An 11,909-nucleotide genomic window follows, 5' to 3' on the forward strand; every position below is an offset into this window, starting at 1 on the left:
CGCCAAAACTGGCGCGCGGAAAGAAGCATTTTTCCAGACTCGAAGGACGGCCGATTTGAAAGAGATGGACAGAAAAGCAGATGGCAGGCATTTGCCCTCGCGCCGCGCGATGTTGCGGCAGCTCCTCGGGGCCGGCATCAGTTTGCCGCTGGCTGGAAGCGATCTCCTGGCCCGGACGCCCGCTCAGCCTCAGTCGCGGCCGGCCGCCCCTCCCGCCAAACCGACCCTTTCGAAAGAGGATGATCAGTTTCTGGAGGATCTGGAACGGTCCAGTTTTGCTTTTTTCTGGGAACAGTCCAGCCCGCAAACCGGACTTGTGAAAGACCGCTGCAACGTCCGCGCCGATGACCACACTGTGGTCGCCAGTATCGCCGCCACGGGCTTCGGGTTGACGGCCCTCTGTATTGGACACAAACGCGGTTATATTTCGCTCTCGGACGCCCGGGGGCGGGTGCTCAATGCGCTGCGCTTTCTTTGGAAGAACCTGGCCCATCACCGGGGCTTTTTCTTTCACTTCGCAAATGTCAATACGGGCGAACGACTGTGGGACTCGGAGGTCTCGACGATTGACACGGCAATCCTGTTTTGCGGCGTGCTTACGTGCCGGGAATATTTCCGGGACCGCGCCATCCAGGGGCTGGCGTTTGCCATCTTCAATCGCGCTGACTGGTCATGGCTGGCAGAAGACACGCCGCTGCTGTCGATGGGATGGATGCCCGAGATTGGCTTCCTTCCGAGCCGCTGGGTTGATTACAGCGAGCTCATGATGATGTACCTGCTGGGGATGGGAGCGCATACGAATCCGTTGCCGCCGCAGACCTGGACGTCCTGGAAGCGGCTTACCTTTGAATATCGCGGGTTGCGCTATATCGGCTCTTTCGCTCCTTTGTTCGTTCATCAATACTCCCAGGCCTGGTTTGATTTCCGTGGGAAGCGCGACCAGTACGCTGATTATTTTCAGAACTCGAGAATCGCCACTGAAGCCCATCGCATCTTCTGCATCGAACTGGCGCCAAAGTTTCCTGACTATAGCAATGACCTTTGGGGCATTACGGCATCGGATTCCCAATCGAACGGCTACGTGGCCTGGGGAGGGCCGCCGGAAATGGGGCCCATTGACGGAACCGTGGTGCCGAGCGCGGCGGGAGGATCACTGCCATTTCTACCCGAGGCTACCTTGCGCGTGCTGCGAAACATCAGGACTCGTTACGGAGGCGCCTGGAGCAAGTATGGTTTTATCAATGCCTTCAATCCTCTCAAGAACTGGTACGACCCAGACGTTATCGGAATCGATACGGGAATTACCATGCTGATGGCGGAGAATCTGCGGACAGGGTTCGTCTGGGACACGTTTATGAAAAGTCCGGAAGCAATACGCGGCATGGCCCGAGCCGGCTTCAAACCTTATCAGCCGTCCGGACCGCCTCAGACGCAGCAACCGATTGCTTCAGGCAGTTGAGGCTCCGCAACGACGGGCGTTTGCCAGGCGGCTCGCCCTATGTCATGGTTGCGGTGAAACCGTGTCGCTCCCCTGGCAGGGAGCCGTGCCGGTTCTGGTCGGCCGCGATCCGAGAGCCTTTCCATAACGGTGGCTTTGCGCTGCGGGTGGCCGGCGCAGCAGTGCGGTGTGTGGCCCCGGCGCGCACTTGGACGAAGGCGATAGACCGCGCTATGATCGTAAGTTTGGAAGGGACAGGCCGGCCCATAATGCCTGTTTCCTCCACGACGGTGCGCGCCTTCCGAACGGTGGTCCACTTCGAAAGCACGCTCGGAACGCCGTTCCCATAAATTCAGTTTGATCGAGGATGAAAGCCGATGATCATTTCGCGCTGCCGGACCTGCCTTGCGCTTGCGTTCGTAATAGCGACAGGAACACTGGGCCTGAAGGCCCAACCGCCCATCACTCTCGAAGTTGATGCCACCCAGGCGCCGCAGCAGATCATTCACACTCATATGACGATTCCAGTTTCTCCCGGCCCACTCACGCTCTACTACCCCAAATGGATCCCGGGTGAACACGCGCCGGACGGCCCGATCGTCAACATGACGGGATTGAAATTCAGCGGCAACGGCGCCGTGATTCCCTGGCGGCGCGACCTGCTGGACATGTTCACATTGCATCTCGAAATCCCCCAGGGCGTCAGCGTCCTTGACGTCAAACTCGATTACGTCGAGCCCGAGGCCACGTCTGGATTTACGGCCGGCGCTTCGGCCACCGACAAGCTGGTCGTCATAAGCTGGAACCAGGACCTTCTCTACCCCGCAGGCCATCCTGCGCAGGACCTTATTTTCAATGCGAGTCTGAAGCTTCCTGAAGGCTGGAAGTTCGGGACAGCGCTCCCGGTTGCGCGTCAGGAAGGGAACAGAATTGAATTCAAGCCGGCCTCTCTCAACCGCCTGGTCGATTCGCCGGTCAGCGCCGGCCAATACTATCGGGTTGTGGATGTCACGCCTCAGGGAGAGTCCATCCATCATGAAATTGACCTGGCGGCTGACAGCGAGGCGGCGCTCGACATGAATGCTGAATTGCAGCGGGACTATACGAACCTGGTGGCCGAGACGGGCAAGCTGTTCGGAGCGCGGCACTATCGGGACTATCATTTTCTGCTGACCCTGAGCGACCACGTGGCCCACTTTGGGCTGGAACACCACGAGTCCGACGACAGCCGCGTGGACGAGTTCTCGCTGATCGATGCAGGCCAGCGGCTGAACATGGTCACGCTGTTGCCTCACGAATTTGTCCATTCCTGGAATGGAAAGTTCCGCCGCCCGAAGGACCTGAGCGCCGCGTATTACGAAGAGCCGATGAAGACCGACATGCTCTGGGTATATGAAGGGCTCACCGAATATCTGGGCGACCTTTTAACGGCGCGAAGCGGGTTGTGGACTCCTGGTGAATACAGGCAGAACCTTGCTTTGATTGCCGCCCGCTATGGCCCGGGCCGGCCGGGAAGGACCTGGCGCCCGCTGCTGGACACAGCGGCCGACGCCCAGGTTCTTTACGGTGCTCCCGCTGAGTGGGAAAACTGGCGGCGCGGCGTGGACTTCTATGATGAGAGCGTCCTGCTCTGGCTTGAAGTCAACAGCATTATCAGCCGCGAGACCCATGCCAAGAAATCTTTGGACGACTTCTGCCGCCTGTTTTATGGCGGACCGAACGACGGCCCGGAGCTGAAGCCATATACTTTCCAGGACCTGGTGGACGCGCTCGGCAAAATCGCGCCTTATGACTGGGCGGGATTCTTACATGAGCGCTTGAATTCAACTTCGCCTGAGGCCCCCCTTGGCGGCATCGAGGGCAGCGGCTGGAAAGTGACTTACACCAGCTCTGAACCCTCTCTTTTGCAGAATTCGGAGGCCGTTCACAACGACATCGACGAAAGTTATTCGATCGGCCTGCTGCTGAAAAACGATGGCTCGGTTGAAGATTCGGTGGTAACCAAGCCGGCTTACCAGGCCGGAATTTCCGCGGGGATGAAAGTGATTGCAGTGAATGGGCGTCAGTTCACGCCGCAGGTGCTTCGGCTGGCGCTGCGGGCGGGCGCCACCTCGAAAGAGCCGCTGCGCCTGCTGGTACTGAATGATGAATATTACAGGACCTGCACCATTGATTATCACGGCGGGGAATCATATCCGCACCTGGTCCGGGAAGCCGGCAGTCCGGACCTCCTCGACAATTTGCTGAAGCCCCTTGCCGCGCATTAATCGCGTGGGGACGTGACATCATCAAGCGGAGGTTCTTTTGGCTTCGATTCTTGTGCGAGTTCTGAAGAGTGGGCGCGCGCGCTTTTGCCACCCTCTCCGGCATCGAGTCTTGCCGGTTTATTTCGCGAGCTTTGGTTTTTGCGTCCTTGTGGCCGTGGCTGCGTCCGGCCAGCCCCCCACACGACAGGCTCCGCCCGCAGCAGAAGTCGCCACTCTTACGCCCCACCGCGGATATTTCAACGAGCCTTCGGTTGCCATTAATCCGCGCAACCCGCAACAGGTGGTTGTTGCTTACCAGACCGGGGCCCGGATCGCGTTTTCAGATGACGGCGGCACGAACTGGAGCGCCGCTCGGGACACCATGCCGAGCAACTATGGCGTGTCGGGTGACGTTTCTGTGGCGTATGACAACGAAGGCCACGCTTTTCTTTGTTACATCGCTTTTGACAAGCTGGGGACGGAAGAGTATTGGGGACACAACGCCACCCGCAATGGCGTGTTCGTGAGGCGCTCGCTCGATGGCGGCATGACGTGGCAGCGGCCCGCGGTTCCGGTGGTTGAGCATGCCACGAAACCCGGCATTCCCTTCGAGGACAAGCCCTATATCGTGGCCGACAACACGAAAGGACCGTATGCAGGAAACCTCTACGTCGGATGGACGCGATTCACTCTGACGCAATCCGAGGTCCTCCTGGCACGTTCGGAGGACGACGGCGCAACCTGGTCAAAGCCTGTTCGGATCAGCACCGAGGCTGGATTGCCGCGTGACGATAACGGTGACGTAGAGGGTTTTTCAGGAGTGGTGGGACCGGATGGCGCGCTTTACGTGGTCTGGGCCGACGGCACGCACGTGGTGTTTACGACTTCGAGCGACGGAGGCCGTACCTTTGCGCCCTCGCGCGGCGTTGTTCCCATCGCGCCGCCATACTTCAAAATTACCGATGTGGACAGGACCGACGGCTTCCCCGTGATCTCGATCGATCCCCAGGGAGGCAACGGCGCGGGCCTCCTGTATCTCACCTGGAGCGACTATCGCAATGGCGACGTGGATGTTTTCTGTTCCACATCGGCTGACCGCGGCCAGACCTGGATGCCGCCAGTGCGGGTGAATGCCGATCCCATTCACAATGGGGCTGACCAGTTTTTCCCGTGGCTGGCCGTCGATCCGGTGACGGGAGCCGCCAATCTCATTTTCTACGACCGGCAGGATGACCCGGAAAACAGCAAGGCGGTTGTGCTGCTTGCGCGGTCAACCGACCACGGCCGTAGCTTTATCAATTATCTCTGGATGGGCCAGCCGTTCGATCCCAACAACGATTTTATTGGCGATTACACGGGCATTGCCGCGCTCGGCGGGCGGGTTTACGGAGTCTGGACGGAAGAGCGGCCGGCCTCCAGCCGGCGCAAGGCCGAAAGCCCCTTGCACCACACCGTCGTCCGGGTCGGCGTTGCGGATTTTTCCCGACCTGGGAATTCCCGCTAGCTGCCCCCTGAATTCAGGTTGCCATCTGCAACTTGAGTGTCCGCCGCGGTCTCTTTGTCTTTCAATATGAGTGTTAACAGTTCTACTGTGGGAAACGACTTGCTTAGTATTGGTAATATTATAAATGGGGAACCCGGCGGGATTTCATCTGCTCAAGGTGCTGCCTTAGCCGTTCCAGGACCTGGCCGTCATGCTCTTCCTGCAGTTTGTGCTCAACTTCAGTCAGGGCAAAATGGACGATGTCATGATGGTGGAGTTCTTCGGGCTCCAGGCGCTGGCTGCAGTCGAGCCAGATTTTATGCAGGAGGTCGATTTCGTTGGGAGTCAGGTGAGGAGCGTGCGGGCCCAGATAATAAACCTCTTCCCTGCCGTGCGGTGAGTAGACTTCCACGGTCAGTTGCGGCTTGGGGTTGGGCAATCCTTCCCATGCCAGCCCGGCCCGGCGAGCTTCCTCCGCCGCCGACATTTTGGTCGAGGACCCCAGGACGATCGTAGACGACTGAAGGTTCTGGCCGGCGCGCAGGATGCCGTCCCACACGTCCGTTGCCGCAATCACTGCCAGCTTTACGGATTTCCCGTATTTCTCTGAAAGGGCCAGCGCCCGCGTAAACAATTCCTGCTCGTACACCGTGAACAACTGCTCCGGTTCAAGGCCGTGCTCGCCGGAACCGGCGCGCAACAGGACCCGGATGTGGAGCACCACAATGTCCTGGCGTTCGATATCCACCCGCTCCAACACAGAAGCCAGGTGGTAGAGCTTGAAATAGTCCGGGACCGGCACCAGGATATTGCCCGGCCGCGATCCAACCCCTTCCGCAGTAATCTCCTTACTGGGCTCCAGGTTGAACTGGTCAAGCTCGCTCGCGGCTGCCCTCCGGCGCTGGTTATGTTTTTCTGAAATAACAAAGAGGAGATAAAACAGCAGGGTGAAAGAAACGCCTGATATGGTTGCGATTTCCTTGGTGAAGAGGTTGATGATAGCCGTTGCAAACAGCGTCAGCGTAATCAGCCCGAGACCAAGCGGAAACTCCAGGCGACCCAGCTTCGGATTCAGTGGCACACGGAATTCGCGCGGTCCAGGCCGGGTGAAGCGGAGAACCAGGACGCCCAGGCCCTTCATGGCGAAACTCCAGATCACTCCGAAAGCATATGCTTCACCGAGCAGGATCACGTTGCCGCGGCTGAGAAAGATGGTCAGGAGCTGCAGTGCGACCACCAGGTTGATGATGCGGTGGGAAGTTCCAAAGCGCCGATGCGGCTGCCGGAACCAATCTGCCAGAACGCCGTCTTCAGAAACGCGATTAAGGACTCCGTTGGATCCGACAATGGCTGTGTTGACCGCGCCCGCGAGGATCATGATTCCCACGAGGACCACGAAGCCATGAAACAACAGGCGAAGCGTCAGAGGCCCCACCACATTCATCGCCAGGCCCGCGATCAGATTATCTTTATAGCCGAGGCGAGTATGTGCATCTGGAATAATCATGAAGGCAAAGAAGGAGACCAGCGAAGTGAACACCATGCTGTAGATGAAGACGATAAAGGCGGTTTTCTTCAGGTTCGGCAGCTTGGGATGCTCGATTTCGCGGTACACCTGGGCCAGGGTTTCGAGGCCGCTCATGGCCAGCACGGAATGGCCAAAGGCCACAAGAACTCCGACCACGCCAATGATTTCCGGCAGCCGGCTGGAGCGCAGCCATCCCTCGGCTTCTACAGAAAAATGCAGGTTGGAGGGCACAGGAAGCGGTGGAAGGTGGCCGCCCTTGATCCACAGCGTGTAACTGCACCACCCGATCACCAGGACCACCAGGATGGTGGTGAACTCCATGATACGTCTGGCTTTTTCGCTGGACTCCTCGATGCCCTTGATGTTCTCCCACCAGAAATAAAGTGTCACAGCCGCCGCAAAAATCGCCGAGGTGGAGTTGGTGGGAAGGACGACATTGATGTGGGCGTACTGGAAGAGTTCATTGACGAAACCCACCAGATACTGGCCGGCTGAAACGCCGCTGATCGGCCCGGTCAGGATGTAGTCGAACATCAGCGCCGAGACGGAAAACTTGGCTAGCGTTCCCCCCATGGCCTCTTTGACCACCCGGTAGACGCCCCCGCGCACGAACATGCTGCAGCTTTCCACGTACATTTGTGCGACGGCGTAGGCAAACAGCATGACGGCCAGGATGAACCACGGCGCCGACGGTCCGATCGCGTGTTCGGCGATGCCGCCGGCATAGAACGCGGAGGAAGCCAGATCATTCAGAACGATGGCCGCCGCGCGCCAGAAAGAGATGAACGTCAGCATCGCCGTAGTGGCGACCATAACGCGTGGCAGCGTCACCACTCGTTTTGTGGGAGACGATTGATCTGAGGTGCTATTTCCCATTGATGGGTGTGTGGAGAATGGAGCTTATGGCGTTATTGAATAAGAATTGGAAGTTCGACACAGGAGACTACCTTGCCTCAAAGTGATCCCGTATATTCTCACACATCCATGAGCGATTATCATTAGTTTTTCTTATCGACGCCATAGCCATCACTTCTGGAACCTTTCCTGAAGAGACCCGGCGGAGGGATGGATGGGCCAGGGGCGGTCGCGCCGTTGTGATCCCCGACCCTCGGGAACCGCCTTTTGCTCACACCGTACGCGGCCTGGTCGAAGCCAGCCTCTTTGATCCAGACTGACGCGAGGTCGCGAATCGACATGATTTGCCCGGCCAGAAGTGCCGCACGGGTGTAGAATACCCCTCCGTGCCATACGGAAAGCCTGCTGCCCGTCGTACGGTGAAGGCCCGGGAAGGGGGATGTTGAGATGTCGCAAGCGCAAGTGGATTCCTTGCTGGCTTTACTGAACCGAGGCTCATCGAAGGCCGAAAAACCAAAAAAGGTATTCATGGTCACGGACCTTGAAGGTGTTTCCGGCGTCTTCAGCACCGAACTCCAGTGCGAACCTCTCGAAAGCGCGCGGTTCCAGGAGGCCCGCAAACTCCTGACCGGGGAAGTCAACGCTGCGGTTGATGGGCTGCTGGAAGGTGGCGCAACGGGCGTCGTGGTTTGGGACGGCCACGACAGCAGCCGGTCCCTCTCAGCACTCGACATCAATCCCAGGGCGCTTCTGCTCACAGGGCAGCCCGTGGCGCCCACGTTGGAGCTGGATCGCTCCTATGCCGCAATGGTGTTTGTGGGGCAGCATGCCATGGCCGGAGCCATGAACGGAATCCTGAACCATTCGTTCAGCTCCCTCGGGGTTGAAAATATGTGGATCAATAACAAGCCGGTGGGTGAAATTGGCGTGCGCGTGATGCTGGCCGGCACACTCGGTGTCCCCGCCATCATGCTGTCCGGCGATGCCGCGGCCTGTGAGGAACTTCATGCCCTCGTCCCCAAGGCCGAGTGCGCCGCCGTCAAGGCTGGCGCCGGCCGCACGGCAGGCTTTATGCTTCCTCATCCTGCGGCCGCGGCACTGATTAAGCAAACGGCTCGTCGCGCTATGGAGCGCCTGGGCGAAATTCCGCCGTATCCGGCGGACGGGCCTGTCGAAGCTAAGGTCCAGTTCACCACGCGGGGAGTGCAATACTATCAGGCCCGCGCAGGAGTTGAGCAGATCGACGAGCGGACCTGGGCCTTCCGCGGCAAAGACCTCCAGGACGCCTGGCTGAAATACTCGTCCTTCTAGCTCTTGTGGCAAAGCTCGGGGCGTCGCGAGCTTATAATCCTCCCCATCTGGACTGGCAAAGGAGAATTCGTCCCATGACTCGGGAGGAAGTCTTGCAATTCATGCGCACACATTCGTTGGGCGTGCAAGCTGCCGTCTCGACCACGAGCTGTCCGCAGGCTGCCGTCGTGGGGTTTGTCGTTACTGATGCTTTCGAGATTGTTTTCGACACTCTTGCCACCTCCCGAAAAGCGGCATACCTACGTCAGAATCCTCACTGTGCTTTCGTGATCGGCGGGCTCACCGATGGCGATGAGCGCAGTGTGCAATACGAAGGGATGGCTGATGAGCCTGCGGGAACTGATCTCCACTATTTGAAGGAGCTGTACTTCGCTCGGTTTCCCGATGGCCGTGAGCGCCAACATTGGCCGGGCTTGATCTATATTCGCGTCAAGCCTCGATGGCTGCGGTTCAGCGATTGGAACCAGACGCCGCCAATAATTGTGGAATTCGAGTTTAGCTCATGAAGCCCTTATTATCCGGCAAGGTCCCGCATACCCAGCCTGCGGAAGCAATCAATCGAGGTTTAAAGAGCGGACCGCTCTTCATCAGAGGCGTCAACCGGCGCCCGAAGGGGCGCAGGCTCGTCCGCCAGTCCTGGCCGGAGTGCCGGAGGTCGCAAAGGTAGAGAATCGCCGTTCGGTTTTCTTGGAGCCGCACTCAGGGCATGTCGGGGTGGGCTGGTTCCTGCTCAACGCCAGCTTCTCAAAAGTCTTTTTGCACTTCCGGCAAGTGTACTCGAAGATCGGCATAGAGGAATTTTACCCGCAGCTCTTGTTATCAGGACGATCGTCCTGGCCCGACCGGGCCGGCGGTCGCTGCGATCAAGTGTAACGGGCTAGGCCGGGAATCCTGGGCAGGATGAGAAAGCACGCAATCAGCAAAACGACGAGGATAATCACGCCTTCCATAGTCCCGACCATTATACACCACTGCGGGTGGTAGGCGATTGGCGGTGGCAGCTCAGCTTGGTCCCTGCTCGGTGGCACGGCCATCCCGTTCGCTTCGCTCAGGGCGGGCCTGGCAGTATCTTTTGATCGAAACACGGGCGAGGACGCTCGTGCCAAAGCCCGCGGCGAGGCTTGCCGCGGTTGTTCATGGCGTGATAGATTGCGAAGCCTGCGGGAGCGATTGAAGCCGGGATCAAACGTTGCCTTCATCAATGCCAACACCGGAGAATTCCATGGATCCTCTGCAAAAAGTTCAAATTGGCAAGACCCCTTTACAAGTCACGCGCCTGGGATTGGGCGGCGCGCCGCTCGGAGGCCTGTTCGAGGATGTCCGGGGAGAAGCCGCCGTGGCAACCATCCGGCGCGCCCTGGAAATGGGCATCAATTTTTTTGACACGGCGCCGCTGTACGGTCATGGCAAGAGCGAAAAGTGGATGGGCCAGGGGCTTACCGGAATTCCCTCGGGTTCGCGGGTGCTGGCCACCAAGGTTGGCCGAGTGCTGGAGCCGGTCGAGCCGGGCACGTTGGAGAAAGATGAATTCGACAACCCGGCTCCCTTCAAACCGGTGTTCGACTTCAGTTACGACGGCGTGATGCGCTCCTTCAACGAGAGCCTGAAGCGATTGCAGGTTGACCGGATCGATATGCTGCACATCCACGACCCCGATAATCATTACGACCAGGCAATCACGGGAGCATATACCGCGCTCGACCAGCTTCGCAGGGAAGGGAAGATCACGGCCGTTGGCGCAGGAATGAATCAGGCCGAGATGCCCGCCCGCTTTGCCCGCGCAGGCAATTTTGATTGTTTCCTGCTGGCGGGCCGTTACACCCTGATCGACCACACCGGCCTGAAAGATTTATTGCCGCTCTGCGTCGAGAAGAAGATCAGCATCATTATCGGCGGGCCTTACAACAGCGGCATCCTGGCCACCGGCGCGAAGCCGGGCGGAAAGTTCAATTACGCCGATGCGCCGCCTGAAATCATGGAGAAGGTGCGAAAGGTTGAAGAGGTCTGCGCGCGTCACCAGGTACCGATGAAAGCTGCCGCGTTGCAGTTTCCGCTGGCGCATCCCGCGGTGGTGTCCGTTATTCCAGGTGCGCGGTCAGTGGCCGAATTGGAAGAAAACTTCCGCCTCGTCAGCCATCCCATTCCCGGCGGGTTCTGGGCTGAACTCCGTTCAAAAGGACTGCTGCCGGAGGAAGCCCCGGTCCCAGTATAGGCGGCTGCTGTTGAATTTCGGTTTGGAACAATCAGTCGACTTCGGCCATGTCGTGATGGAGAATCATGAACTGGTCAGCCCGAAGGGCAAGTGTGGCGCGCGTTCTTCCGTCGTTATCGCTGAACTCTATCTCGACCACGCCGGGTTCCAGCGACTCAACAACAGTTCCGACCCGGCCTCGGCGAAGAGAACGCTGGGGTATGTTTTCAAGGAGTGCAACAACAGCAAATGGCTTGATACTTTCCATTTTCCCACACAGAACGCAACGATAATCATCAGCGAGACGGTATGATGGGCGTCAAACTTCTTGTCCCTTTGCGGCTTGACCAGGCAGAAGGAATGTCTTCGGGTAGCTGCCTTCGCCGCAGAGCTTAAAAGAGCCAAAGTCTTTGTACCAGGCACCCCGGGGGACCTCTGGCTTTGATTCCAACCAGGTCCGCAGCTTATTGAGGTCTTGGATCCTGACATTCCTGTCGCGCATGCGCTCGATCAGGTGATTACGGACGGCTGAGGGAAGGCGGGACCAGGTTTCGATGTGGGGCATCACTCACCGAAGACAAAGCGTCCCAACTCTTCTCCGAGAGCCTTTACTTGCTTGGGTTCAGTCGCTGCGCGAAACTGCTCTGCCAGATCAAAAAACGTCTTTTCCTTCTGCTTCTGAGCTTCGATACCCTCTTCGATAAGTTCGACGAGCACCCGGTTATCGCTCAAGCGCCGGCGCCTGGCCATGCTATCCACCTGCCTCGCCACTTCGCGGGAAAGCGTCACGCTTCTCCGGACATATTTTGCTCGAGTTGTCGATCGTACTGTCATGACACCATTGTACACCATTCTGG

General features: G+C 58.5%; 9 protein-coding genes. 6 read left to right on the forward strand and 3 right to left on the reverse strand.

Going from position 1 to position 11,909, the window contains the following annotated elements; genetic code table 11:
• Positions 1-64: 64 nt before the first annotated feature.
• The 3 genes from VFQ24_18600 to VFQ24_18610 all read left to right on the forward strand — a co-directional run bounded on the left by VFQ24_18600 (position 65) and on the right by VFQ24_18610 (position 5,188).
• Positions 65-1,459 (forward strand): glucoamylase family protein, encoded by a 1,395-nt coding sequence (locus tag VFQ24_18600; GenBank protein HET9180372.1) that lies wholly within the window; start codon positions 65-67, stop codon positions 1,457-1,459.
• A gap of 356 nt (positions 1,460-1,815) precedes the next feature.
• Complete coding sequence (locus tag VFQ24_18605) at positions 1,816-3,705, forward strand: M61 family peptidase (GenBank protein ID HET9180373.1); 1,890 nt, start codon at positions 1,816-1,818, stop codon at positions 3,703-3,705.
• Positions 3,706-3,742: 37 nt separating this feature from the next.
• Entirely contained in the window at positions 3,743-5,188 is a 1,446-nt protein-coding gene (locus VFQ24_18610) for a sialidase family protein (GenBank protein ID HET9180374.1), read from the forward strand.
• Positions 5,189-5,306: 118 nt separating this feature from the next.
• Here VFQ24_18610 and VFQ24_18615 read toward each other — a convergent pair whose 3' ends face one another.
• On the reverse strand, positions 5,307-7,508 hold the full coding sequence (locus VFQ24_18615) for an APC family permease (GenBank protein HET9180375.1): 2,202 nt from the start codon (positions 7,506-7,508) through the stop codon (positions 5,307-5,309).
• A 489-nt stretch (positions 7,509-7,997) separates the two neighbouring features.
• Here VFQ24_18615 and VFQ24_18620 point away from each other — a divergent pair, with 489 nt between their 5' ends.
• From VFQ24_18620 to VFQ24_18630, 3 genes are all read left to right on the forward strand, one after another.
• On the forward strand, positions 7,998-8,861 hold the full coding sequence (locus VFQ24_18620) for a M55 family metallopeptidase (GenBank protein HET9180376.1): 864 nt from the start codon (positions 7,998-8,000) through the stop codon (positions 8,859-8,861).
• Positions 8,862-8,935: 74 nt separating this feature from the next.
• Entirely contained in the window at positions 8,936-9,367 is a 432-nt protein-coding gene (locus tag VFQ24_18625) for a pyridoxamine 5'-phosphate oxidase family protein (GenBank protein HET9180377.1), read from the forward strand.
• Between the two features lie 716 nt (positions 9,368-10,083).
• Positions 10,084-11,073: an aldo/keto reductase gene (locus VFQ24_18630; protein ID HET9180378.1), complete on the forward strand. Its 990-nt coding sequence runs from the start codon at positions 10,084-10,086 to the stop codon at positions 11,071-11,073.
• A gap of 31 nt (positions 11,074-11,104) precedes the next feature.
• Here VFQ24_18630 and VFQ24_18635 read toward each other — a convergent pair whose 3' ends face one another.
• Entirely contained in the window at positions 11,105-11,320 is a 216-nt protein-coding gene (locus tag VFQ24_18635; protein ID HET9180379.1) for a DUF4926 domain-containing protein, read from the reverse strand.
• A gap of 296 nt (positions 11,321-11,616) precedes the next feature.
• The gene (locus VFQ24_18640) at positions 11,617-11,886 is read right to left on the reverse strand and encodes a hypothetical protein (GenBank protein ID HET9180380.1); all 270 of its coding nucleotides are present in this window, start codon (positions 11,884-11,886) and stop codon (positions 11,617-11,619) included.
• Between the last annotated feature and the right edge of the window lie 23 nt (positions 11,887-11,909).

The organism is Terriglobia bacterium (genome assembly GCA_035712365.1).
GTDB lineage: Bacteria > Acidobacteriota > Terriglobia > UBA7540 > UBA7540 > SCRD01.